General features: G+C 59.5%; 29 protein-coding genes and 3 pseudogenes. 18 read left to right on the forward strand and 14 right to left on the reverse strand.

Features of this window, described 5'->3' with window-relative positions:
- From BHD07_RS24260 to BHD07_RS24275, 4 genes and pseudogenes are all read left to right on the forward strand, one after another.
- Positions 1–554 (forward strand): annotated as a pseudogene (locus tag BHD07_RS24260) (polysaccharide biosynthesis/export family protein); the annotation flags it as partial.
- Between the two features lie 528 nt (positions 555–1,082).
- On the forward strand, positions 1,083–2,072 hold the full coding sequence (locus tag BHD07_RS24265) for a glycoside hydrolase family 19 protein (protein WP_338283462.1): 990 nt from the start codon (positions 1,083–1,085) through the stop codon (positions 2,070–2,072).
- Positions 2,073–2,192: 120 nt separating this feature from the next.
- A complete protein-coding gene (locus BHD07_RS24270) occupies positions 2,193–2,435 on the forward strand; it encodes a hypothetical protein (protein ID WP_338283463.1) in 243 nt (80 codons plus the stop codon).
- A gap of 53 nt (positions 2,436–2,488) precedes the next feature.
- Positions 2,489–2,854: a hypothetical protein gene (locus BHD07_RS24275; protein ID WP_318917972.1), complete on the forward strand. Its 366-nt coding sequence runs from the start codon at positions 2,489–2,491 to the stop codon at positions 2,852–2,854.
- A gap of 83 nt (positions 2,855–2,937) precedes the next feature.
- Here the strand turns inward: BHD07_RS24275 and BHD07_RS24280 are convergent, their stop codons facing one another.
- Complete coding sequence (locus tag BHD07_RS24280) at positions 2,938–4,542, reverse strand: calcium-binding protein (protein ID WP_338283465.1); 1,605 nt, start codon at positions 4,540–4,542, stop codon at positions 2,938–2,940.
- Between the two features lie 208 nt (positions 4,543–4,750).
- On the opposite strand from BHD07_RS24280, the gene BHD07_RS24285 reads away from it, so the two are divergent.
- A complete protein-coding gene (locus BHD07_RS24285; protein WP_338283467.1) occupies positions 4,751–5,140 on the forward strand; it encodes a helix-turn-helix domain-containing protein in 390 nt (129 codons plus the stop codon).
- Between the two features lie 18 nt (positions 5,141–5,158).
- On the opposite strand, the gene BHD07_RS24290 is transcribed toward BHD07_RS24285, so the two are convergent.
- The gene (locus BHD07_RS24290; protein WP_338283468.1) at positions 5,159–5,398 is read right to left on the reverse strand and encodes a hypothetical protein; all 240 of its coding nucleotides are present in this window, start codon (positions 5,396–5,398) and stop codon (positions 5,159–5,161) included.
- Positions 5,399–5,580: 182 nt separating this feature from the next.
- Complete coding sequence (locus BHD07_RS24295; RefSeq protein WP_338283469.1) at positions 5,581–5,817, reverse strand: hypothetical protein; 237 nt, start codon at positions 5,815–5,817, stop codon at positions 5,581–5,583.
- A gap of 112 nt (positions 5,818–5,929) precedes the next feature.
- Between BHD07_RS24295 and BHD07_RS24300 the strand changes: the two genes are divergently transcribed.
- Together BHD07_RS24300 and ligD are read left to right on the forward strand one after the other, a co-directional pair.
- Positions 5,930–6,205 (forward strand): hypothetical protein, encoded by a 276-nt coding sequence (locus BHD07_RS24300; RefSeq protein ID WP_338283470.1) that lies wholly within the window; start codon positions 5,930–5,932, stop codon positions 6,203–6,205.
- 605 nt (positions 6,206–6,810) lie between these two features.
- Positions 6,811–7,785, forward strand: coding sequence for a non-homologous end-joining DNA ligase (gene ligD / locus BHD07_RS24305; RefSeq protein ID WP_445190498.1), 975 nt, complete (start codon positions 6,811–6,813; stop codon positions 7,783–7,785).
- 16 nt (positions 7,786–7,801) lie between these two features.
- Here ligD and BHD07_RS24310 read toward each other — a convergent pair whose 3' ends face one another.
- Together BHD07_RS24310 and BHD07_RS24315 are read right to left on the reverse strand one after the other, a co-directional pair.
- Entirely contained in the window at positions 7,802–8,713 is a 912-nt protein-coding gene (locus tag BHD07_RS24310; protein ID WP_338283472.1) for a DUF6236 family protein, read from the reverse strand.
- Between the two features lie 499 nt (positions 8,714–9,212).
- Complete coding sequence (locus BHD07_RS24315; protein WP_338283473.1) at positions 9,213–9,635, reverse strand: hypothetical protein; 423 nt, start codon at positions 9,633–9,635, stop codon at positions 9,213–9,215.
- 521 nt (positions 9,636–10,156) lie between these two features.
- Here BHD07_RS24315 and BHD07_RS24320 point away from each other — a divergent pair.
- The 4 genes and pseudogenes from BHD07_RS24320 to BHD07_RS24335 all read left to right on the forward strand — a co-directional run.
- Positions 10,157–10,246: pseudogene (locus BHD07_RS24320) on the forward strand (Stf0 family sulfotransferase); the annotation flags it as partial.
- A 249-nt stretch (positions 10,247–10,495) separates the two neighbouring features.
- On the forward strand, positions 10,496–11,395 hold the full coding sequence (locus tag BHD07_RS24325; protein ID WP_338283622.1) for a glycosyltransferase family 2 protein: 900 nt from the start codon (positions 10,496–10,498) through the stop codon (positions 11,393–11,395).
- Between the two features lie 181 nt (positions 11,396–11,576).
- A complete protein-coding gene (locus BHD07_RS24330) occupies positions 11,577–12,572 on the forward strand; it encodes a Tim44 domain-containing protein (protein WP_338283474.1) in 996 nt (331 codons plus the stop codon).
- 228 nt (positions 12,573–12,800) lie between these two features.
- A complete protein-coding gene (locus BHD07_RS24335; RefSeq protein WP_338283475.1) occupies positions 12,801–13,523 on the forward strand; it encodes a pentapeptide repeat-containing protein in 723 nt (240 codons plus the stop codon).
- Between the two features lie 19 nt (positions 13,524–13,542).
- Here the strand turns inward: BHD07_RS24335 and BHD07_RS24340 are convergent, their stop codons facing one another.
- The 3 genes from BHD07_RS24340 to BHD07_RS24350 form a co-directional block, all read right to left on the reverse strand.
- Entirely contained in the window at positions 13,543–13,827 is a 285-nt protein-coding gene (locus BHD07_RS24340; protein WP_100674863.1) for a hypothetical protein, read from the reverse strand.
- Positions 13,824–14,153: a hypothetical protein gene (locus BHD07_RS24345; protein WP_338283476.1), complete on the reverse strand. Its 330-nt coding sequence runs from the start codon at positions 14,151–14,153 to the stop codon at positions 13,824–13,826. Before BHD07_RS24345 ends, BHD07_RS24340 begins: the two co-directional genes overlap by 4 nt.
- Positions 14,154–14,358: 205 nt before the next feature.
- Positions 14,359–15,048, reverse strand: a complete 690-nt coding sequence (locus BHD07_RS24350) for a LexA family transcriptional regulator (RefSeq protein WP_324761939.1) — start codon at positions 15,046–15,048, stop codon at positions 14,359–14,361.
- Positions 15,049–15,183: 135 nt separating this feature from the next.
- Between BHD07_RS24350 and BHD07_RS24355 the strand changes: the two genes are divergently transcribed.
- The 3 genes from BHD07_RS24355 to BHD07_RS24365 all read left to right on the forward strand — a co-directional run bounded on the left by BHD07_RS24355 (position 15,184) and on the right by BHD07_RS24365 (position 17,074).
- On the forward strand, positions 15,184–15,720 hold the full coding sequence (locus tag BHD07_RS24355) for a helix-turn-helix domain-containing protein (protein ID WP_338283477.1): 537 nt from the start codon (positions 15,184–15,186) through the stop codon (positions 15,718–15,720).
- A 122-nt stretch (positions 15,721–15,842) separates the two neighbouring features.
- On the forward strand, positions 15,843–16,460 hold the full coding sequence (locus BHD07_RS24360; RefSeq protein WP_338283478.1) for a hypothetical protein: 618 nt from the start codon (positions 15,843–15,845) through the stop codon (positions 16,458–16,460).
- A gap of 248 nt (positions 16,461–16,708) precedes the next feature.
- Positions 16,709–17,074 (forward strand): BA14K family protein, encoded by a 366-nt coding sequence (locus BHD07_RS24365; RefSeq protein WP_338283624.1) that lies wholly within the window; start codon positions 16,709–16,711, stop codon positions 17,072–17,074.
- 13 nt (positions 17,075–17,087) lie between these two features.
- Here the strand turns inward: BHD07_RS24365 and BHD07_RS24370 are convergent, their stop codons facing one another.
- The 3 genes from BHD07_RS24370 to BHD07_RS24380 form a co-directional block, all read right to left on the reverse strand.
- On the reverse strand, positions 17,088–17,267 hold the full coding sequence (locus BHD07_RS24370) for a hypothetical protein (RefSeq protein ID WP_275597732.1): 180 nt from the start codon (positions 17,265–17,267) through the stop codon (positions 17,088–17,090).
- Positions 17,268–17,430: 163 nt separating this feature from the next.
- Positions 17,431–17,631: a hypothetical protein gene (locus tag BHD07_RS24375; protein ID WP_018095315.1), complete on the reverse strand. Its 201-nt coding sequence runs from the start codon at positions 17,629–17,631 to the stop codon at positions 17,431–17,433.
- Between the two features lie 1,286 nt (positions 17,632–18,917).
- Complete coding sequence (locus tag BHD07_RS24380) at positions 18,918–19,325, reverse strand: hypothetical protein (protein WP_338283626.1); 408 nt, start codon at positions 19,323–19,325, stop codon at positions 18,918–18,920.
- Between the two features lie 175 nt (positions 19,326–19,500).
- On the opposite strand from BHD07_RS24380, the gene BHD07_RS24385 reads away from it, so the two are divergent.
- Positions 19,501–19,866 carry a hypothetical protein gene (locus BHD07_RS24385; protein WP_100674885.1) on the forward strand — a complete coding sequence of 122 codons (366 nt, stop codon included), beginning with the start codon at positions 19,501–19,503 and terminating at the stop codon, positions 19,864–19,866.
- Here the strand turns inward: BHD07_RS24385 and BHD07_RS24390 are convergent.
- The gene (locus BHD07_RS24390) at positions 19,863–20,267 is read right to left on the reverse strand and encodes a hypothetical protein (protein ID WP_018095312.1); all 405 of its coding nucleotides are present in this window, start codon (positions 20,265–20,267) and stop codon (positions 19,863–19,865) included. The two genes, BHD07_RS24385 and BHD07_RS24390, sit on opposite strands and share 4 nt — an antisense overlap.
- Positions 20,268–20,605: 338 nt before the next feature.
- Here BHD07_RS24390 and BHD07_RS24395 point away from each other — a divergent pair, with 338 nt between their 5' ends.
- Complete coding sequence (locus tag BHD07_RS24395; protein WP_020487478.1) at positions 20,606–20,761, forward strand: DUF3309 family protein; 156 nt, start codon at positions 20,606–20,608, stop codon at positions 20,759–20,761.
- 25 nt (positions 20,762–20,786) lie between these two features.
- On the opposite strand, the gene BHD07_RS24400 is transcribed toward BHD07_RS24395, so the two are convergent.
- Positions 20,787–21,128 carry a GFA family protein gene (locus BHD07_RS24400; RefSeq protein WP_018095310.1) on the reverse strand — a complete coding sequence of 114 codons (342 nt, stop codon included), beginning with the start codon at positions 21,126–21,128 and terminating at the stop codon, positions 20,787–20,789.
- A 141-nt stretch (positions 21,129–21,269) separates the two neighbouring features.
- Between BHD07_RS24400 and BHD07_RS31990 the strand changes: the two are divergent.
- Together BHD07_RS31990 and BHD07_RS24410 are read left to right on the forward strand one after the other, a co-directional pair.
- A pseudogene (locus BHD07_RS31990) lies at positions 21,270–22,367 on the forward strand (phage adaptor protein); the annotation flags it as partial.
- A 44-nt stretch (positions 22,368–22,411) separates the two neighbouring features.
- Positions 22,412–23,119 (forward strand): hypothetical protein, encoded by a 708-nt coding sequence (locus BHD07_RS24410; RefSeq protein ID WP_338283482.1) that lies wholly within the window; start codon positions 22,412–22,414, stop codon positions 23,117–23,119.
- Here the strand turns inward: BHD07_RS24410 and BHD07_RS24415 are convergent.
- The gene (locus BHD07_RS24415; RefSeq protein ID WP_338283483.1) at positions 23,026–23,607 is read right to left on the reverse strand and encodes a hypothetical protein; all 582 of its coding nucleotides are present in this window, start codon (positions 23,605–23,607) and stop codon (positions 23,026–23,028) included. The genes BHD07_RS24410 and BHD07_RS24415 overlap by 94 nt on opposite strands.
- Positions 23,608–23,744 lie beyond the last annotated feature (137 nt).

Genomic DNA, 23,744 nt, shown 5'->3' on the forward strand with positions numbered 1-23,744 from the left:
TGACCCTCGTGCGCGGCAAGAAGACCGGCACGGTCCTGCTGAAATCGATCATCGAGAGCCCGTCGGAAAACATTCACGTAAAGCCGGGCGACCAGATCTTCGTGACGCGCGATCCGCGGACCTTCACTGTGCTCGGCCAGGTCCGCGCAAATCAGCGCGTCGAATTCGGCGCCAACGATCTCAACCTGCTCGAGGCCGTGGCGCTCGCCGGCGGCGGCTCGGATCGGACGGTGGATGCCAAGGGTTACTTCGTCTTCCGCTACGAGGAGCCGGACATCGTCATGAGCCTGCTTGGGCAGGAGCGGTTTCACAAGCTGTTGAGCAAGGGCATGAAGGCCGACCGCGTCGGGCGCTACCCGGTCGTCTACCGGTTCGATATGACGAAACCGGACAGCCTCATCGTCGGTCAGACCTTCCCGGTCAAGAATCGCGACGTCATCTATGCCTCGCGCCATCCTTCTGTCGACATCACGAAATTCCTCGATTTCGTCGCAAGGCCGATCGGGACTGTCAGATCGGGAATAGTCTTGACGGAGAATATGCAGGGAATGTGAGCCGCGAAGGCGGAGCGAAAAACCAGTGATCCGGGCGGGGTCACTGGTCAGCCGTACACGTTCTTCCGCACCACTAGGGTGGTAGGTCGGGACAAAATGACGCAGGGAGCGCGGGCTGTCCATACTGATGCCACGGCTTGCGTAAGCTCATGCGACCAACTAAAAATTGCATCGTCTGTGAATTCGAACGCTCAGACGCGGGCCTCTTCTTTCATTAAGAGAGAAGGAGCCTTTTTCGCGTCTAAGAACAGATACCCGCCATTCGATCGCTGAATCCCCGCTCCGGGGAAATGGGTCGGGAAACCCTTCCCGTCGCCCTGGAAGTCATCTGCGGGGGGGATTTTCGATCGCCTGCGTTAGGCGGCTCCTCGGGCGAGGCCCGTCGCTGGAGGCAGGCGCCAGGCCTCTAACCGCCCCATCCGCTGCGAGTACGGCAGGACGGCTGCGCGGCGTTACCACAACGCGCCGGCAGCCTCCATTCGCCCGTTCGGGCTAAGCGAAACTCAACATCACAATCAGGAGATACCGATGAGCGCCATCACCGCTCAGCAGGTTCGCGCTGCCGCGAAGGGCAGGGTGAACGAGAGCAATCTTGCGTCCGTACTTGTGGCGCTGGACAGATTCGGCGACCGCTTCGGAATGGATCGTCCGCACCGCCTCGCGCAGTATTTCGCACAGCTCATGCATGAGAGCGGCGACTTCCGTTACGATCAGGAGATCTGGGGTCCGACGCCAGCGCAGCAACGCTACGACACCCGCACCGACCTCGGCAACACGCCGGAGAGGGATGGTGACGGCCATCGCTACCGCGGTCGTACTGGGATGCAGCTCACTGGCAAGTACAACTATCGCCAGTTCCGCGACTGGTGCCGAGCGGCCGGCCTTGATTGCCCGGACTTCGTCGAGGATCCCGATGCCGTAAACACCGATCCTTGGGAAGGTCTCGTGCCTCTTTTCTACTGGGATACGCGCGGCCTTAACCGCTGGGCCGATGAAGGCGATGCCGAGACCATCACGAAGAAAATCAATGGCGGCAAGAACGGTCTCGCCGATCGCTTCGATCGGTTGGCCAGGATCTCGCTCGTGCTGCTCGGCTACCGCCCCGATAATATTCGCCAATTCCAGGCTGATCAGCGGATCGACGTCGACGGGGATGTCGGACCGAAAACACGCGCAGTCATGCATACCGCCCTTGTGGCGCTCACCCCTGGTGAGGCGGCGCGGCCCGAAGTCAAGGCGGCGCCGGTAACAGAGGAAAAGCCGGTTCCCGTACCGGTCACGCCTCCATCGCTCGAAAAACCGTGGTGGCAAACGAAGGAGGTCCTCACGCCGGTGCTGACCGGCGGCGCCCTGACCAGCGTCGGCACCTTCTTCGAGAAGTTCGGCAGCATCCCGACGGAAAACCTCATCGTCCTCGTGGTCGCGGGCATTGCGATCACGGTCGGAACGCTTCTCTACCTGCGCCATCGGGATCGTCAGAAGGTGCAGGCCGCGGCAAAGCAGATCGGAGCCGCGTGATGCTCTCAACTCCGCGCATAATTGCGGCACTCGTCGCGCTCGCCGTCCTCACCGCCATCGTTGCCTGGATCTACCAGCAGGGCGGTGACGACGTTCGTCAATCCATAGAAAGGCAGAACAATGAAGCTGGCCGCACTGCGGACGATGTCCGCACTCGCTTTGATTATTGCCCTGACGGGATGTGGGACTTCGGCGCCAGCAAGTGTCGACGGTCTCCGCCGCGTGGTGGGAACTGATCTGATCGGCGCGCGCGGCGCGACGCCGGCAGATCAGCGGAAGATCGACCGCACCGTTGTCGGCATCTGCGCCGCGGCGGTCTGGTCGAAAGCGGAATGCGCCCGTCACGGCGAAGCGCAGCAGTAAATCGCATCATTCACGAGGGCAGGGGATTGGCTGAAACACAGGAAACCGAAAAGATGGTCGCAACTCCGAAATGGAGGTTTGAATACAACCTCAACACCCTGGTGATCCTATTCGGCTTTGCCGGCGGCCTCGTAGCGTGGGGCGCGACCTGGGAGAGGGTCAACGCCAACCAGGGTTCTCAGGCTAATTCCATCGATCGTCTCGACAAGCGCCTGACGGCTGCCGAAGTCTCCCTGCGGCAGATCGATAATCACGAACTCCGGATCTCGGCGGTGGAGAAGCAGGCGGCCGAAGCGGCTACTTCGATGAAGGCCGTCGAGAACACGCTCAACAGCCTATCCATCGATACACGTGTGATGCGGGAGATCCTACAGAGGATTGAAGCCAGTCAGCGCGATGGCGCGCAGCTGCGGCGCTGATCGGGTTCGCGGAGGCTTGTTAAAACGAACAGCGCCCCAAGCATGAGGCGCTGTTTGTGCACATTTAGAGAAGCGGGATGACCTCACGTGATAATGAAGTCACCCGCAGTAATCCCGAGGTTGATACTGGCCGTTGCAAAATGTACCGCGCCACCGGCGCCATTACCGTCGCTGTCGTAGAACAGTTTGCCGGTGTCGCTCTCGTAGATAATGCGGTCGTCTGCGTCAGCGGCGAGGCCGGTAGTGTTGCTGGCAAATTGCCCCGCTGTCAATGCACCGGTTCCAACAACCCCGGTAAAGACGGCGTTGTCGATCCGCATCACGTCGTCGGCAACGACGAAGTCAGAGATTGTATCGACGTTCGATGCGGCATTCAGGGCGGTGCTGAAGACGAATGTGTCTAGCCCGGCAGATCCGATTAGAGTGTCATTGCCGAGGCCGCCATCGATGAAGTCGTTGCCATCGGCGCCGTCAATTGTGTTCGCCGCGTTATTTCCTGTCAGCTTATTATGAAGGGCATTTCCAGTGCCATTTATTGCGTCGTTGCCCATCAGTGCAAGCCGCTCGACGGCTCCTACCACGGCGCTGCTATTGGTAAGGCTGAAGGAAATATACGATCGGACTGTATCCAGACCGGCGCCACTGTCTGATTTCTCATCAACGATGTCGCCGCTATTATCAACGTAGTATAAGTCATCTCCAAGACCGCCGCGCATATTGTCAGCACCGCGCCCCCCGTTGAGAGTGTCAGCGCCGGCAAATGCTCGGAGCAAGTTGGCGCCTGAACTTCCTACAAGCATGTCCTTGAAATTCGTGGCGCGGACATTCTCGATGTTGGACAAAGTGTCTTGAGACCCAAAGCTGTCCGTTGCAGTTCTCATGGTGAGATTGATGCTGATGCCCTTGGTGCCGCCCTGCTGAGCATCCCTGTCGTATCGAATGGTGTCTATGCCCGCGCCACCATCAATAGTGTCGCGTCCGCCGAAGCCCGTAAATGTCTCATCGGCCGATGATCCTACCATCGAGTCCGAGAATTGGGTTCCTCTGAACTCCTCGAAATTATGGAATGTTTCTGAAAACCCGAACTGATCAACGACGGTACCGGCGGTCGCGTTCAGGTTGATGCCTCTTATCGCTGTTGGTGCGTCATAAGCGTCCTGGAAACTCAGAACATCAAACCCGGCTCCTCCATCGTAGGTGTCGGCACCTCCGCCGCCCGTAACGATGTCATCGCCGGCACCGGCATTCAAAATATCGTTGCCGAGGTGGCCTTTTAGTTCGTCATTACCGTTCGACCCGTTGAGCGTATCGTTTCCGCTCAGAAGCCAGCTTTCAAGCTCGGAACTGTCAAACCCGTCGGCAGCGTTTTGGAAAACTTCGAGCGAGAGGTTCAGGCCGGTTATGGTTTGCACCAACCCCGCACCGTTGTTCAAGAGAACCTCGATCGATGTCACTGTCCCTGCGACGGCTTCACCGCTCGCGTTGAAACTGAACCCCGTACCGACCAGCTTTACCTTGAGACCGTTGTCCAGCCGATAGAGGACCTCGGTGCTGGTAGTGGTCGAGCGGCTCGCCTTGTGCATGTCTACGAGCTCGCCGAAAGACGGGTTAACGCTGACGCCGCTCAGAGGTGGATTGTACTGGTTGGGATAGAGTCCTGCTGGAAAATGATACGTAACTGTGGCCATGATTTCCTCCGGGGCCGGTAATTTCCGGCCAAAATGACTAGTGCTATGGATAAAAAATAGACGCATTACAGGCAATTATAGGTTGTCACAGTTAGCAGAATAGCTTGTTCCTGTCGATCACCCAATCGGGTGAGTTGCCCTAAATGGATGGCTCGACACTCCCAGCGGCCAGCGTAATAATTGACGGCGGCGAAGAATGGGGAGAGCCATGAATAGTACAAACACGACGGGCGAGGTCGACGTTATCATCGGATCCAACATTCACCGCATACGGGTACTGGCTGGAGTGTCTCGGAGGGGGCTGGCAAGGGCGGTCGGCGTCTCCTGGTCACAGTTGAAAAAATGCGAGGACGGGGCGAGGAGGATCTCCGCAGGAAACCTCTTTGCCGTGGCTAGGGCCCTTAATTGCAGCATCGACGAGTTCTGTAGGGGAATTGACACGGGCGAAGCCAAGGTTGTTCCGCCAGAGCAAAGCGATGATGCCATGACCGTAGCAAGGAACTTCGATAGGATACGATCGCCTGCCCACAGAGCCGCGATCGCAAACCTGATTGCCACGCTTGCCGACGACGCCGCTTTCAAGTCGGCGGCAGAATGATCCTGCCCCCGCTGTTTCTCAGATCTCAACAAATTCTGGCTGCACGTTCCTTCCCGGAAGACGAGCCGTAAAGTCGATGTAAGGCACTGGCGTGCGAGCGTATGTGGTGAACGACAATGTTCCCGGCCTCAGTTCAATTTCGAACCCACATTTCGCAGCGTGCTTAATGGCCGCGTTGAAGGTGCGCATGGCCTCGGTCAGTTGGCGCTCTGCCTCCTGCTCTTCGGAGGTCTTCGGGAAGAGATAAATCTCGGCCATGGGCTCGGTTCCTTCTAAGTTTTCCCGGGCGCACTTGATCCCGCTTCCGCTGAGAGTACAATATGCGGAGCGACGTTCGAAGCGGTTCCCTTTAATGGAACAGGCGAGAGCCGATGACGTTGGAATACGTCGCTTATGGAGCTGCAGCGGTCCTCACTTCCACCACTGCAGCTCTATTCATGTCAGGCCATCTCTCGGTCTTGAGGAGCGGGGCTGCCGCCGTCGCCGCCACCATCGTCATCTGGCCACCAGCCTTGCCAATCGTCGCCTAGCGCTTCCTTCGCCTGGCTCCCGTCGAGACGGGCGATGAGCATCTGCACCAGCTCGTGCTCCGAAATGCCGCTCTCGTCGGGCAGGTATGCGGCAATGTCTTTCTGGCAATCCCAGATCAGCTGTTTCATCTTCAGTGCGTCGGCCATTGGTCGTCTCCTCGGAAGGTCAACGTCTTCAAAGTAAATCCATGCACAGGCGGAATATCGCTGACCCTGAGTGTGTCCTATGCACAGGGGCAACAACAGTGGAGTTTTCGCTATGAAGACACATCTTTTGATGACCTCCGCGGCAGTCCTGCTGATTTTCTCCGGCGTTGCCCAAGCGGATGATCACCTCTTTCAGGCGCAGCAGAACGGGCTGAAATCAGGCAGTACGGCGTCTTCGAACACGCACGCTTTCACGGCCAATGGCGCCGGCCATAGCGGTGCCCTTGCGCCAGGCCAGGGAAGCCCGTTCACGGGAGAAGAAACTCAAACGCCGGCCACTGAAACAGGCCCGGCCAACCAGCACGCCAATGTAAAGAGCCGAATTTAGAGCATTTGATACCACGATTATGCGAGTGCCCGCGCCAGGTGCCGTCGCGGGCACTTTCCTAACAGGTTGGGGGACCTGAATGCCGAATTGCTCGGCATCATGATAATTCCTCGGTGACCGCCTTTGTTCCCAAGGCTCTACGATCTGGTACGCATCCATTCCTCGTCGTCTAGCATGCATTGCAGGTCCTCCGGCACCATGCCAGGCCATTCGCACCTCAGGACAGATTCGTAGCATTCCTCGGCTTCAAGAGCCGCTGCCCTTGCAGAGCCGGCCTGACCGTTAGGACGTCTCCATTTGCTCGCGTTCTTTGCCCAGTGCCAGCACATGAACCAGTTCCACCACCCCATGTGGTACCAGTGGATGTGCGCGAATTTCCGTTCGCCGTCGAAGCCTGTAAAGTGCTTCCGGTGATCCGGCCAAGTCTGCCGCCATTTGTATTTCGGCTTGGGGAGATCGGACACGGCTGATCCTCCTCGTTTGAGGTTGCAACATTCGCCCCATTTCCGTGGAAGCGCCCGAACCGCCATCGGGCATGTTCCTAATATGTTCTCTCAGCCGAAAGAGTCAATTCGGCTTTTCGCGGGCCTGTGCGTTAATGGTCCATGGCCAGAGCATCCTCAAAGAAGCCCCGCGATCTCCCTCCGTCAGATCCTATGCCCGCTCGCGTCGATCCCTGCCCTGCGACGCTCGTCGACAAGCCGCCGAAGGGGCCAGACTGGGCCTACGAGGTAAAGTGGGACGGCTACCGGTTGGCCGTGCATATCGAGCCAGGCCGGGTGAGGGTGCTCACGCGCGGCGGTTATGACTGGACCGAGCGCTTCCCCTCGATCGTCGATGACGCTCGGAGGCTCGCCGTGCAAACCGCCATCCTCGATGGCGAGGCGGTCGTTCTCGATGAGCATGGCCGATCTGATTTCGGCATGCTGCAGCGGGCCCTTGGTCGGTTGCCATCCGCGATCGAGGCCGGCGCGATCGTTTTCCTCTCCTTCGATCTTCTCTATCTCGACGGCCGCGATCTTCGCCGGCTGCCGTTGCGCGAGCGCCGGCGATTGCTCGAGCCGCTGGTCGCCGGCCGGGAAGGTGCTGTCCGTCTTTCGGAGGAGGTCCAGGCTGACGGCGACGAGTTCTTCCGCGTTGCCTGCGCGCATGGCCTCGAGGGCATCATCGCCAAGCACGTTGAGAAGCCCTACCGCTCCGGCCGGGGCGACTGGTGGCAGAAAATCACCTGCAAGCGGCGCGACAGCTTCGTGATTGTCGGCTACGAGCCGTCGACCGTTCCTGGTCATATCGGCCGGCTGCTGCTGGCTGCGTGGAAGGACGGACAGTTGGTCTATGTCGGCGGCTGCGGTACCGGCTGGTCAAATGAGCTCTCGCGAGAGCTGCGCAAGCTGCTCGAGGGGATGGCGACAAAGACACCGGCCGTGACCTTGAGAAGGAAAGGAGCCGTCTTCGTGGAGCCGGTCCTGGTCGCCGAGGTCGAGTATCGCGCCTGGACGGACGACGGGAAGCTACGGCATGCATCGTTCAAGGGTATCAGGGAGCGGGCCGACGAAGCGATCATATATCACCTTGGTTGATGCGCATGCCGAGCGGCTATCCGGCATTGAACACCTCACTGTGAAACGAGGCCACGTATTGAAACGGGCTTTTTTGGCACTTTACCCGGCGGCTAATGTCACCCCCGACCCTAAACGAAGCATTCTTCGTGATTGTGTGGCTGAGAAGCGCGAGAGAAAGCGACGGCATGGAAGTGGCGGCTTGGACCGCGGCTGACGTGATGAATCCGCCGACGATCTTCAAAATGTCCATCTCGAAACGAGGTTTGACGTTTGAAAATCTGAACGGGAAACCAGCTTCTTTGGTCGCCGCGAGAACATCAAGGCAGCCTTTTTCGATCTTCTCAAGCGCGGAGACGAAAGCTCCGGCATCATCTCCCGCCCGCAGTACACTCGATGAAAAATCTTGGATTTCGATGCGCAAGCCCAGAAGCTCATCGCGCCGTTTTTCTTTGAATTCCAGTATGTCGTTGATCGGGACGTCTTCGTTTGGCACCGGTATAGCGCCCAAGAGTTCGACGTATGAACCGCCGGAAGTCACGAACTGTGAGGAGTGGTTAACTACGTTGACATACGTGTTCGATAAGGACCAGAACCCTGGTTCTTTGGTCTGCATGTCCTCAAAAGCCTTTAAATGAACATCAACGAATAGCTTCGCCAATGGGCCGCTGCTGGCAGAGCGGTATTTAGGACGACTAACAATACCGCATTTTTCAAGAAAAGTAACGCTTTCACCCGATCCGATCGACACGAGGTTGTTATCTGGCCACATTATTCTGTCGAAGAACAGTAGGCTAAAGCGTATCTCTTGCTCGTCAATACTGGCGCCCTTTATAGTCAATTTGTTGCCATCAACTTCTACTGGAGGGCTTATTATAATGCCCCTACCACGCTTTGGCTCACGTCCAAATAGGGCGTCGTTCCTCTTTCGCCGCGCGGCCTCTCCCATGACAGATCCCCCCTATTGTTTGATTGTCATCTGGTGCTAGCGCAACTCAAGAGCGGGGACAAGTATACGGCTATGATATTGTGGTTTGTACAGGTTCAGGACCCCGCTATCACCGTCGAGGGCCTTACAAACTACGGCCGCACTGAATCTTGCTAGCTGTTCGAGGAAGACCGCTGCTGCTCAAGCTCGCGCTTCGCCTTCAATGCTACGCTCCTGTTGTGGGATTGCTCTCAAGCAAAAATACAACCTGAAGTCCAGTAAAATGCGGTCACGACTGTGTGCGTTGGCGAGAACGGCAAATTGCAAAACCGAGTCACCAAGTCCCGAAATAATTCCCGAACTGATCATCTGGACATGGCGCAACGCCTTGTGTATCAGGGCGTCCCGCAAATTAGCCCTCTCTCCTGGGGGGCAAGTGGTAGATTCCCAAGACGGGAAGCTCCGGCTTGCATCGTTCAGGGGCATCAGCGAGCGGGAAGACGAGGCTCCCATTTACGAGCTACGGCCGCACTGCCTCTGCGGAGATATTCGCTACCGGTCTCCTGAACTGGCGCAACGTGAAATAACCCGCAACGCCACTGATGACCGGCGTGATCGCGCCAAAATAAGTCCAAGGTCTCGCTGCTTCTCCATCACCGTCAAAGTAGGTGACTACTATTTCAGTAGCGGCAACAGTGGTCAGCACGGCCAGCGCCAATTCCAGCAAGTAAACCCCTGTAAGAACCGCGAACCTCGCCCAGAAACCCGTTCGGGGGACAATTGCGGCGACAACGATGGCAGCGAAGGTCGCCCTTACCCATGGCGCGATCGGAAGTTCGCCTACTGGTATTTCGTGGTGGTAGGCGACTTCGGAGGTTGCAACCATGCCAAGGCCGGCGGCCAGGGTCAGTGCGATAATGTTCAATGCGAATGCCTTGGCCATTTCCGCTCCACGAATGCGCTACTTCTTTTCCGCGGGACCCTTTGGGCTACGAAAGAGAAGAAGTCCTCCGCCTGCATCTCCACGCATAGCGGGCGGAATGAAGCAAAACTCGGCCAGGTTGTCGAGAGAAAATCGATCCCGGTGGAAAACTGCAGCACACATCGTTCAGCGCCGATTAGATCGAACCGCGCTGGCCAACTGAGACGGCAGCACATCAAGGCGAATATTCGAAATTCCTGTTGCAGATTAACTTGAGACTCCGTAATTTGCGGTTTCCAATTCACGAAACGTTCCGCGTTTTTAGGTGTAGTTATCGCACGGCATTGGAAACTTCTTTACTTGATTTGCGGGCTGTTCAGAGAAAAATAGATTACTCTTAATCAGCGGGTCCACGGTTCGAGCCCGTGATCACCCACCAAAACCTCAAATTCTCTCGGAACGCAGCAATGGTTCGGCTTACGCCTGGATCGCTCCGGCTAAGCTGACGAGCGGACTTCGCATAGTCGCCACAGCCTCTTTTGTATGACCGGCGGGAGCACATTCCGGGAAAGATCGAGAACTTCGTCAAGCTTGGCAGCCGGACCCTGCGACCGCGGCACCCGTTTGCATTCCAGGCCGGCGGTTCTGTCCTCAACCGGCGCAAGCTTCGCGGTTGCGGCGGAGTTGAATTCGCGCACCGATGCCGATAAACGCTTCCTCTCGCAGCGGTCGATCGGGAGCAGACCTTGAAAGAACTTCACTATCCTTTTCGCCGAGCTGAGAGCGAGCGGGTTCGCAGAGGGATATTCGATCGCGTTCTTACCCGTTACGAAACCTACAAGCTGACGGCGCGGGTCCGCAAGCGGAAGCGGACGATCGAGATGTCGTGCCTGACGCCGGGCGGGCAGCGGGCGCTCGGCAAGGAAGACATTCCGCTCGTGTTCAATACGCATAACGACCGGAAGCTGCTGCCTTCGTTTCTCGCACACTACCGAAGGCTCGGCGTTACCCGCTTCATCTGCGTCGATGACGTATCGTCGGACGGGACGCGGGACTACCTGCTTGCGCAGGCGGATGTGGACCTTTGGAGCTCGCCGGTGCGGTATCGCGATGCCCGCAGGGGGCGTGAATGGCGAGAGGCTCTGTTCGAGCGCTATGGCTGGAACCGGTGGTATCTGAATGTCGATTCCGACGAGTTCCTGATCTACGAGGATTGCGAGAACCGGCCGCTCGATGCTCTTCTGCGGGCGCTGGAGAACAAAGGGGAAAAGCGCCTCGCAGCCCCGATGCTCGACATGTATCCGATCGGACCGCTCGGGGCTGCCACGCTCGACAGCGATGATGGCCGCATGCCGTGGGAAATCGCCGATCATTTCGACGGCTCCGGATACGAGATCAGCTATACGAAGCGGGCGATCAGCATCACGGGCGGCCCGCGGAAGCGCAAATTCGCCCATCTGCTCGAACTCATCAAATATCCTGTCATCTTCTGGGACAGGGAATGCAGCCTCGGCGTCAGCATTCATCAGCCGTTGCCCTGCGAAAGGAATTTCACCGCCGTCTCCGGTGTGCTGCTGCACTTCAAGTTCTTCTCCGACTACAAGGAAAAGATCGAACAGGCAGTCGCCGACGGGCAGTATTTCGATGCTGCGGCCGTCTACCGCAAGATGTTTGAAGATCTTCAGGAAACCGGTGAGTTCGACTTTTCCGATGCGTGCTCGACGCGGTTCTCGAGTTCCAGGCAGTTGCTTGAACTCGGCTTTATCGGACCCGTGCGCTAGCCGTAGCCGCGTCCGAGGCATCGGGAGGAACGGCGCCAAACGCCTCAATCTGGTGGACAGTTTACCGTTAGCTCACACCGAATACGAGGAAAGTCGGGGCAGCACTCTTAAATTCCTGCGCCTCTGGCTCTATATGACCTCGTATTGACCGATTGCGGTCGAGAGACAGGGAAGGGTGGAAATGCAGCGTTTCGGACGTGTTCTGGCCATTGCGGCAATCGGTGTTGCGGCGATGATGACGGTGGTCGACGTCGCTGACGCGAGGCGGGCAGGCGGTGGCTTCGGCTCGCGCGGCAGCCGGACCTTTTCCGCCCCGCCGGTCACTCGGACGGCACCGGCACCGGCCGCGCCGATCGACAGAACCATGACACCGCGGCAGAGCACCCAGCCCTCTACCGCGACCAATCCGGCCAGCCAGAACCGGACCAATGCACGGCCGGGCTTTTTCAATGGTTTCGGCGGATCCATGCTCGGCGGTCTCATGATGGGCGGTCTCATCGGCATGCTGCTCGGCCATGGCATCGGCGGCGGCATCGGCTTCCTCGGCCTGCTGCTGCAGGTCGGCCTCGTCGTTCTGCTGATCTCCCTGGCAATGCGCTTCTTCGGCCGCAACCAGCGTCCGGCCTATTCGGCGCCCGCTGCCTCGGCCCGCTCTTCGGCGGCAGCCGGCGCAGCGCCGTCCTTCCGTATTCCGCGGATAGGTGAAGCCATGGGTGGTGCTGCCACAGGGGCGTCAGCCGCCGCACCGGTACCGGTGCAGACAGATGAGATCAGCGTGGGCCAAGACGATCTCGATCGCTTCGAGGCGATGCTGAAGGATGTGCAGGCTGCCTACGGAGCGGAGGATTATGCGGCGCTGCGTAAGCTGACCACACCCGAAGCCATGTCCTACCTCGCGGAAGAGCTGAGCGACAACGCAACAAAGGGCCTCAAGAACGAAGTCCGCGACGTTCACCTCGTTCAGGGCGACCTCGCGGAGGCATGGAGAGAAAACGGTACCGAATATGCGACGGTCGCCATGCGCTACGAGAGCATCGACGTGATGCGTGACAGGGCCACCGGCAGGGTCGTGAGCGGCAATGCCGACGAGGCGACAGACGCCGTCGAGATATGGACGTTCGCGCGAAAGCCCGGCGCCGACTGGCAGGTATCTGCCATCCAGGGCGTCGAGGCCTGAACGCCCGCCAGCCTGACCGCCGGGCGGCAAGCCTGCCACCGGCATCATGATCCGATCAGAAGAAGGCGAAGATCGGCTATTGACGGCGCTGCTCTTTGCCGCTCTTTTCTGACGGGCGGATTCGCCTTAACATCTTGAATTCCGGTTGAGTTCTGCGCGGTGGTTCGTTCAGTCCGGCACGTGTCGGCCTGCTGATCTTTCGCCCGCAGCCGATCGAGGAGCGGCGATATGACGAAGCTTGGCAAGACGGGTGGCAGCGCGCGTACAACGTTCTGCGCTGCGGCGATCACGGTGTGGGCCCTTGCCGCCGGCGTCGCCGCAGCGGCGGATTGCAAAAGCGCTGCTGGACCGGGTACGGACTGGCAGGATTGCAACAAAAAGCAGATCATGCTGGGTGGTAGCGACCTCCCGGACAGCAATTTGTTCAACACCGATTTTACGATGACCGACCTGCGCGGGGCCAATCTCACGTCCGCTAATCTGGAGAAGGCGACGCTCGTTCGTGCTTCGCTCGCCAGGGCGAAAGCGGACAAGGCGAATTTCAGCAGGGTGGAGGCCTATCGCGGCAACTTTTCAGCCATCTCTGCGGAGAATGCATCCTTCGCGAGTGCCGAGCTGCAGCGCACCGACTTCACCGGAGCACGGCTGGCAGGCGCCGACTTCGAGAAAGCGGAACTCGGGCGCGCCAATTTCGACAAGGCCGTACTGACGGGCACGCGCTTCGCGATGGCCAATCTTTCGCGCGCCAAGCTGAGCGGTGCGGTTCTCGAAGGACCGATCGATCTGGATCGCGCCTTTCTTTTCCTGACGAGGATAGAGGGCGTCGACCTTTCCAGAGCCTCCGGGCTCACACAGGAACAGGTCGATCTCACCTGCGGTGACGGCGCGACCAAGTTGCCGTCGGGACTGGCCGTGCCCGCTAAATGGCCGTGCCCTCCCGACGACGATTGAAGCGTGAAGGTCGGGCGCTTCAACGATCACCGTTCGGTGCCGCAAGCTCGGCGGACACAAGCCTGAGACCCGGTCGTGCCTGCGGCGACTCCGCGCCGGCTCTCCGTTGCGGCCGATCGTCCTGCGCCGCCGCTTCAGCCAGATCATAGCCGAGAGCGAAGGCGATTTTCTTCAGCATTTCGCGAGCGCGAAACTCATGACGGGCTATGGCCTGGCTTTCGGTGACGAAGTAGGCGGCACTGACAGCCTCGATGAGATTGAGGGCAGCGAGATTGACGACGGCATATGTCTCGGCGCGGATCACAGGGCGCCTCCGAATTGCTGCCGGGGATTGTGCGTACCGAGCTGCCGCTGGACCTGGCTCGCATCCGCGCCGCTGCCGAACTCGCGCTCGCGATTGAGTGCGAAGAAGGCGTCGTCGACGAGATCCGACGCGGGCCGGGCTTCACGCTGGAAGATATGCCCATCTGCACCAAGATGCCAGGCGAGCGAAGCCAGGCTGGAATAGGCGGAGGAGAGAAAGCACTTGAGCGCCATCTGGTTCTGCGCGTCGGTTGAACGGAGAAAGTCGGCGGCGAAGAGTTCGTCGACCTGGCCATGAAGATCGGATCTGATGCGGGGGAGGGACATGTGGCGCTTATTCTCCTCGTATCGCTGCCGGCGTTCGTCCGCCGTGCAATTCTGCCCTGTGTTCACCCAACATTGCATCTGACACGATACATGTCAACACGAATTGTGTTGAGCCAGCCGACATGAGTGATGCCGTCGGGGTGCGGCAAAGGAATAAGCTCGCTGGTTCGACTTTCGCCCGACGACTGGGGGGGCTTTGCGTCTCTCAGGCGTTGCCGGCGAGCGCGATATAATGGACGGAGTGAACGGTACAGGCTTCGAAGCGCAGTTCCTTATGGGGGTTGAACTGCTCGAGAACCAGTTCGGAGCTGTTGTGGCGCACGAACTTCTTGACGTAGGCCAGCAGGGCCCCGCCTTCTTCCAGCCGAATCTGAGCGATCACGTAGTCGCCTTTCCGGACGCGGCGGCTGGGATCAACGAAGCAGACCTCGCCGTCTTCGTAGCGCGGGTACATCGAATCGCCTGAAACCGAGACCGCATAGGCGCCCGAGATGTCCGAGAGTATCGGCGGCGCCATGACTTCGTACAGCACGTTGCCGTTCATTATGAATTCACCGTCAACCCCGCCGACTGCCTGACCGAAGACCGGGATCTTTTCCCCCTGGCCGATTACCTTGGCGCCGATCCGGGCGTTCGGCGCGTCGACTTCGGCCATTGTCGAGCCGGTCGCGGAGCCCGTGGAGCTTCGGCGGTCGGTGCCGGTCAGCAGCCAAAGCGGGTCGACATTGAACTTGCGGCCGTAGATCTCGGCTTCGCTGAGTTCGAACTCGTTCTGCCCATTCTCGTGGGCGCGATAGGTCGAGGCCACGATGCCCAAGGCATTCGCTGCGTCGGAGGCGAACCGATAGCCCGCTTTGACGCGCGCCTCGCGCAATCTTTCAGCTCTTTCGCTCATGACACGGGACTTAGCAATGTTGATAACATAAATCATGTTGACAACACGACATTATAGATGTCATTGGTAAAGTCAAGTCGCGGCTGCGGAGGCACCGCGACTGCTGGGAGCACGGGAAAGGGGAGTTCGAGAACAGTGGCGGAGAATTCGGAACTGGCAAGGCAGACGCGACACTATCGCGCCGTGCGGGAGCGGCTGGCTCGCCCGAGCGAAGCGATGGGCCGATCTGCGCGCATCAAAGAGCTCGAAGGACAATTGGTCGACCTTGCTTCCGACAACGAAGCGAAAGGACGGCGGATTGCGAGACTGGAAGCCGATCTCGCCGATGCGGGAGCGCGGCTGCTCGCCCAGGCCCGAATTCTGCTTGGCAGCCGAGATAACGGTGCGTCGAATGAGGACGGCCGCGGCAGAGCACCGATCGAGGAGATCGTTGCCGCCGTGCTCGAGGATTTTCCCGGTGTTAGCTGGGACGACATCATCAGTGTGCGCCGGGAGCGCCGGCTGGTGAAGCCGAGGCATGCCTGCATGCGCGCGGTCTATGAGCGCCGCCGGGATCTCTCGCTGGCGGGGATCGGCCGCATCTTCCATAGAGACCACACGACCGTGCTTGCGGTCGTGAATGATGGCGGTGCCGGAAGCCGGGCAGCTTCCAGAGATGACACCGTCGGCTGAGCCTTGCGGCGGCTCGTATTCCATACCCACCCTCAGTTCACCCTGAATACCGTCACGTCCCGCCGCTTCACGGCAGGTCGCCCGCAACGGATGTCTCAATCACCACGCTCGAAAGGATTCCCATGTTGACCAAGGCTCAGAAATTGCGTGCAAAGCGCAAGGCACAACTCGGACGGCCGCGGAAGGCCAATGCCGAGCGCTTTGCATGCGCCAAGATAAAGCCGGAGTGGTCCAAACAGGAAAGCGAAAAGGAGGCCATGGCTGTGGCGCTTGCAGCGCGCAAGCGCATGCATGGCCTCGAGACCAGAGGCGCGCTCGCCGGCTACACGCTCGGCCGGCTGTTTCTAGACGGGCGGATTACCGAGCAGCAGCGGGAGGCGGGCGACGACTACGCGGCGGCGATGGTGCGCTATTATCATTTGACCGGCATTCCGTTTCCAAGCGTCAGGGCCCAGCAGATCGGCCACGTAAGAGGACATGCAAGCGAGCCGAGCGAGGCTCGCGCCGTGAAGGCGAAGAGCGCGGCGGAGAGAATGATGAGGCTTGAAGGCCTGTTGCTCGGATGCGAGGAGGGGCGGCAGGTGAAAGCCACCGTCTTCAACGTCTGCGTGATGGATTACGAAGGGTTGAGAATGATGCCGGAAGCCCAATTGGATTGGCTGAAGCGGGGCCTGAATGCCCTCCTCTTCGAAAAGGGCTTGCGTGAATATGGGAAGAAGGATACTTCGTTTACTCCATAATAGGAATAATATCCTATAGTTCGATCCGGCCTAAGGCGGTTCAGACCGTGCCCACAAGAATGCCGGGCAAACCATCGTCCCAAAACCGCTGCACTTTTGGGCGAATAGAGGTTAAATGCTTTCAATGCGAAGGTGCCTCGAACGAGCATGTGCGAGGCACATCGACCGTTTCCCCGGAGCAGAAAGAAGGTGAGTCCGTGAAAGCTTCAGCAATGCTCGCCTTTGCGGTGATTGCCGTAGCGACAGGTATGCTACCGGCACAAGCCCAGACCTGCAGCACGGGAATTTGCGCCGGTCGTCCCGCGGGCACCAGCAACCACGATCTCTTCATCGAGAGGGAATACCGCGACTTCCTGCAACAGCGATATCCGAACTACGGCTCCCGCTATCGCGGCAGGGCTCCCGACATCGGCATAGGCCCCGGTGCGACGGTGGGAGGCCCTTCGCCCCGGGCGGTGGACAGATCGCGCCTGCGCCAACGGCAAAGGGGGCAGTTCGACGCCAATGCGCATCTTCGCTGGTGCCAGGAGCGGTACGCCTCGTATCGCGCTACGGACGACACGTTTCAGCCCTTCGACGGCGGGCGCCGCCGGTGTAACTCGCCTTACAATTAGAGGGGGTAACCCCTCAGCGCGTTTTGCGCAGGAGTTTAACAGCGACGTAAGCCGCGGACTGCGCCTGAAGCTGAGTGGCGAACTGACCCTGGGCCGGATAGGTGACGCCGCGATAGCTGAGGACGAAGGCCCAGCGCCCGTTCGTTCGCTTTTCGACTCTGATTTCGGCATCGGGCTTGTTATCTGGACTCACCGCAGTCTTCCTCGTTCGCCATTCAGCGCCGGCATGACCCCGGCGCGAGTAACTTGCGCATCCGGCGGCGGAAAGCAAGAGTTCGCGGCGGTGCCCGGCATGCCTGAAGCGCTGCCTGCCGCACCTGTAAATGGTCCAGTGCAGGTTTGAACGTCGTGCCCGGTTACTCGACGGATTTAACCGGGCCGAAACGCTCCATGACGAACGAAGTCTGGACGCCACCCTGCAGGCGGTCGGTCTTTTCAAGTTTTACGCTGGCGAACTGACCGGATTCGGCGAGGGGCGTGCGGTGCCAGGCCGTGGTGACGAACAAGCCGGCACCGACGATGAAACCGACGGCGACATAGATCCAAGGATTGCGCATGGACGAAGCTCCTTCTCTCGGGAAGGCAAATGCATTGCGGGCTGTCGTGGTTCCCCGACGATCGGGATACTGGCCTAAATTTCAGTCTCTATAGTAATGTTCAAAGCAATGTGTTTTGCCTCGGCACGAAACGTCGTCCGACATCGAGCAACGATAGCGAACCGATCGCTGCCGTTCATCCGAGACATCATTATCGAAATATATACCCAAGCCCTCAAGCATCAGCCTTTCAGGATTGAAGCAGAGGCCAATGTCTTATGCAAGGAAATTATAATATACATCTGTACAACAAAATTTGAGCAGCCTCTTCATCAAGCAGGCATCCGAGCAGCGGGTTCATAGCGGGCCGCGCGTTGGCAGCAGCAGGCGAACTTACCTCCTGCGGTCCGCCGTGAGACATCGGAGAGATTTCCCGTGGGAAAATCGAAAAACAAGCGCTCTTGGCATGACGAAGGCTTGCGAACCGAGGGGCATTTGCGGTATTCCATAAATCAAGGATAGGAATTTTATCCTCTCAGGGCTTCAGCATTGCGATCTATGGCTTGTTGAGATTCTGATACCCGCCCCGGGTTGTCCAGTGCTCGTCACAGGGTCCAGTGAGACCAAGCCCTTGAGCCGAAAGAACGCTTCCCGCGCCGCAGACGCGGCGCTGCTGGATCTCTGTGACAAGCACAGAGATGAGGGAGGGGATTGCAGTCCTCCGATATGTTTACCGGGCCGCGCAGTCGGCAAGATGGCTTAAATACACGCAGACGGCAGCTGCCGTAATGTCCACCCTCCCGATCTCCTCATCCCTGCGACAAGCACAGGGATGAGCACGGAGGAGGAATTGCAATCCTGCTCTGATCCTGCGAAGGCGACCTCGAAAACGTCCGGCGCTCCTCTCGGCGCCACGCGCTCCTCACTTCCATGGTTCACGGCGATGCCGCGCGTTCCAAGACGCCGCGGCGCCGTGTGCGGCCGGCGATGCGCTTCCGCGTCACCCGAATCCGCGAAGCGGATTCTGCGTGAAGACGCGTTGACCCCAATATCTCGCATGATCCAGGCGCCAGCGGCGCCGGGCGAGTGGGCGGCATCGCCGGCCGCAAATGAATTTGATCCACCGCAATACCCGCGAAACGCAAATGTTCATGAGGAGAAGTCCATGAGTGAAAGGAAGGGCCAGCCCCTCCTGGGCCAACGATGACACTTAAACAGGCGTTATCGAGATGGCGGGAACAGGCGGCATCCAACATGCTTTCCCAAGGGATCCGCTTCAGAGACCTGGCTTCGGCGACCGGAGGCGGTTAGCCCAAGTACTCGACTGCTATGACGAGATTGCCGAAGAGTATCTGCCCCGGGTCGCCTGATACTCTCGGGGTGTAGTAAAGAGGAACGACGCGGGGACGTCCGCTCCAAAGGCGCAACGTAGGAAAACCAGTGTGGCTCACGCAGCAGGCATCCTGCTGCGTGGGGTCGTTCCAAAAGCTGAATGAGTAAGATGAGGCCGACATATCCCGCAACTGGATCACGTGCTCACCGATCGGCACGAAACAATCATCTTCTCCATCGCACCAGCCGCTCGTGTGCTCGAAACTTCTGTCAGGCATTTGAAGCCAGGCCTTCACGAAGTATTGCGGTTCGCCCCGTTCCCCCGCAGAGGCGGAGATCGTCGATGCGGCAATGAGAAAGGCGGTGGCGAGGCTTCGGCGCATATTCGCTCCTGGCGTGGCGGTTTTCTCTTCGATAAACGAGGCGGCACAGTCCTGTTGCGCCAATCTGATCCGGGATACTGGCGCAATTATGGATTGCATATGGCGGGAAGATTGTTCCAGAAATTGTGGTCATGAGCTGCCGGCCCGAGAAGGACGAGGAGCGGAGAAATTCATGATGAAAGATCAGAGCGCCATGCCGGAGGCGGAAGCGCCGGACGCGGCGGGCATGCCGGCTGCGAGAGGTGAGGGCAGCCCGCTGGGGAGCAGCTTTCTCGGTGCCGTGCGCGCGGATTTCGCCCAGCATGGCAGCGAGGTCATCGCTCGCATTCGCGACGAGAAGCCGGAAGCCTATCTGAAGCTCGTCGCCTCGGTTCTGCCGAAGGACCTGAGTGCCGCAACCGGCGGGGTTGACGATTTGTCGGACGAACAGATCATCGACCGGATCCGCGCGCTGGACGCTGCGATCCGGCCACTGCTTCCCGCCAGGAAGAGGGCAGGCGGCCTGCGAAAGCGCGTGCCGCCCGCGAAAGTGCAGCTTTAATGCGTCGGCGCCACTCTTGCCGAAACAGACGCTTCGCTGCTCGAGAAGATGATGACGGCAAAGAGCAGAACGCCAGCGAAGGCGATGAGCGACGAAACGGCGACGATCGGCTCCACGGCCGTGTTTCCGGATAGCATCAGGTAGAGCGACGGGATCAGGACGGCCACCCCGAAGGTGTAGACGGCGTACTGAATCACCGCCAGCCGCCTTGCCGCCTTTTGAGGATTAAGCGCGTGATAGCCGCCGAAAATCGCCATGGTTACCCAGCCGAGCAGATTGGCGTGGGCGTGGGCGCCCGTTGCGGCATGGTTGCCTGTGATCGACATATGCAGGCCGATCGAAATGCCCAGGATCAAAAAAACAATCGCCGTTCTGAAATAAAGATTTGCAATACGTGGCATCGGTTTCCCCTCCGAGAAAAAAAGAAAATTAGCATGTTCTCATGCGTATGAGAACATGCAGATAAAAGGCCCTTTCACGCCGCCTCGCTGTTCCAGATGTGACAAATCGGAAAACGAGGACCAGGCTTCCAAGGAAACTGCCCGTTCTGATTGAGTGTTGCCCGCATATGGGTCGCGTGGGGCGTGGAACATATTCTGACTTCTCGCATTCGTAGGATGAACGATGTTCTTTGTAGCGCACCCACATCTTCGGAGGCGCGCAAAAGTCGCTGCAGAAACTCGATTTGGCGCGTGATTTCGTTCGCAGAAATTTCGATCGTGCAAGGGAGAACCGCAATATGCTTGGCACCGTCCTCCTCATTATTCTGATCCTGCTTTTGATCGGCGCCATTCCGGCCTGGCCCTACTCGTCCGGCTGGGGATACGGCCCTTCGGGAATTCTCGGCGTTCTGGTCGTGGTCCTGTTGATCTTGCTCTTGATGGGCAGAATCTGAAGGCCCGAGGCACACAGAGCCGATTTCACCAACTCGCGCCGTCGATAAGGCGGTGCGGGATGTCTTCCCAGACCGAACGATCGAAGACGCGCATGTTGACCCCCATGCGCGGTGAGCTGCGGCCGGCCGGCGACCAGTGGGTTATGCAGCCGCAAACGCCGCAGTGGTGCATAGTCAAGGTCCTGTCGCCTTGGACATATCCGACGAGCTTTCTTTCAGGATCGGTGATGCTGACCTCGCTGGAAGGGTAATAGCCCCAAAGCGTGCCGAGCCTGCTGCAGAGCGAGCAGTTGCAATCGCCGAGCGTCTCCGGGCGGACGGGGACCGCGACGCGGACCGCCCTGCAATGGCAATGGCCTTCGATCATGATTTTCTCCCATCGGCGCTTCGTATGTCAGCACGGCATTGGGGACATTATTGATGTTATTCCGGCGCAGTCCAGCAAAGACGAAGCGATGCTTACGCCGGCTACGACCGCAATTCGCAAAATATAGAGGCGTGATCACGGATGAGCGTATCCAACCCATCCGAGGGGACAATTGCGTCCGGCCTTTCCGCGATGCTCAGGGAACAGATGCTGCTGATGGCGGAGCTCCACAGGCGGCAACGAACGAATATCCTTGCCGCCTACCGGCCCTATGCCAAGCAGCGGGAGTTCCATGCGGCGGGCGCGGCTTTTCGCGAGAGGCTGTTCATGGCCGGCAACCAGCTCGGCAAGACGCTGGCCGGCGCAGCGGAGGCGGCGATGCACCTGACCGGGCGCTATCCCGACTGGTGGCAGGGCCGGCGGTTCGACCGGCCGATCGTCTTGCTGGCGGGCTCGGAGTCCTATGAACTGACCCGCGACGGCGTGCAACGGCTACTGGTCGGGCCGCCCCTCAACGAGGAGGAGTGGGGCACCGGATTTCTCCCGAAAGCGGCGATCAAGGCGACGACGCGCCGCGCCGGCGCTTCCGGTGCTCTCGACAGCGTGACGGTGCGGCATGTTTCGGGCAGAGCCTCGACGCTGCTCTTCAAGGCATACGAACAGGGGCGCGCCAAATGGCAGGCCAATACGGTGGATTACGTCTGGTTCGACGAGGAGCCGCCGGAAGACGTCTATTTCGAAGGGATTACCCGCACCAATGCAACGCGCGGCGCCATCGCGGTCACCTTTACGCCGCTCAACCGCGGGCTTCGCGTCGCCGACATGGAAGTGACTGATGAAATCGCGCTGATCGACGGGGAGGGCACGCTACCGGCCGATTTCCTCGAAGCGCGCGAGGTCAGGAACGCTTCGGGAATTCCGATTCGCGCCGTATCGCTGCAGCAACTGACGAACAGCTGCGTGGACCGCAGCGGCACGCCGGCGGGCTACGCCATCGTCGGCAGCACCATCAAGGTCCGCCCGGTCTCCGACAATGAGCTGACGGTCACCTATTACGCCCGCATCCCGGCGCTCGCGCCGTCGAATCCGACGAACTGGCTGCTGGAGAAGGCGGCCGACGTGTACCTCTATGCCTTGGTGACAGAAATCGCGATCTGGGAGCGCGATGCCGCCAAGGCACAGGCGGGGCAGCAGCTTATGTCTCTCGCGCTTTCCGGGCTCACTGTCGAAGACGAGCGTACCCGCTGGGGCAATGCGAAGATGGTCGTTGGAGGGGTGACGCCATGACGGATACGAAGAACTTGATTTTCTCCTGGCTGACGAACGCGTCGAACCTTCGCGCACAAATCATCAGGAATTGGCGGACGCCATTTCCTCCCGAAGAGCGGGAGCTGGTCATCCGCCAGGCCCGCCGAATCTACAACGACCGCAACATGCATCCGGACAATCCGCGGATGGTGATGCAGGAGCGTACAGGCGTGCCAGTAAAAGAAGAATACCAGGTGACGCCGCAGAAGCAGGGTTATCCAGACGATACCGCCGAGCGTGAATATGCCGCGGAAGCCTTTGCCGCCTATATGAGCAACGCAAACGGCACCAAGACGGATGCCCCCGATCTGGCGAAGATGCTGCGGCCGATCGTCCGGGAGACGCCGGAACTGAAGGGTATTCTGCGGCTCAACGGCGTTGGCGGCTTGGGGTTACCGCGGCCGGGTCCAACGGCCTGGCTGGATACGACGCCAAAGGAAGCAGGACCGGGGAGAGTTGGCCGTGACCCTGGCGATTGTCTTCTCGCCGATGACCTGCTCGCCATGCGGGGTGGCAGGCGAAGCCAGTCCCGCGCTGCTTTGGCCGCCGACGTTCAATCGCTCATTCGCGGGCTATCTTCGCAGACGGTTCAGTTGAACCGGATAATATGTTTGAGCGTCGGGTGGCGCCTGACTTGGTCACGGATAAGAAAGGCAATGTCCGGCCCCACCGTCTTGATATAGTTCGGATCGAGCAAATAGGCGCAGATCGAAATGGCCGCATATTCCCGGCGGATGGCGTCGCCTTGATATCCGTGGTTCTCGGGGCCGACCCAGTGTTCTTCCGGTATGGGCACGCCGCTCTGCTCCTGCCGGACCATGCGCGGATCGTCCGGGGGAGTGTGCATATCGTTGTAAATACGGCGCGCTTGCATCAAGGCTGCCCCGGCCAGCGGTATTCCACCGACCTTCCGGTCGATCATGTGTCCGATTTCAAGGCAGAGAGCGAGCTTGTCTTGCGGCGACATCCCGTCCACGACGCGCTCGATTTCGTGATCGGGGGCGGACTCATCCACCGCCTCGCGATCTTCGGTCGATGCCGGCGACGATTTTGCGTTCGGCGCGGCCTCCGGCTTCCGGGGGGCAAACCATTTCAAAACGGCGTCGAGAGACGACCGCAGGAAGGTATGCCCGGCACCCGCCGGTTTCGCCTGCGACTCTTCGTTCGACATGCCTTTTCTCCCCGCCGGATAAGCCTCCACGAACGGACGTCGAGGCACAGCCGGAGGAGCGTATCGAGACGCGTTATCGAGAGCAAGCTTTCAGCACGAGCCATTGTGCCGACGCGGCAAGACTCCCGGCCGCGGCT

This window comes from Sinorhizobium sp. KGO-5 (genome assembly GCF_036245905.1).
In the GTDB taxonomy this organism is placed as follows: domain Bacteria; phylum Pseudomonadota; class Alphaproteobacteria; order Rhizobiales; family Rhizobiaceae; genus Sinorhizobium; species Sinorhizobium meliloti_A.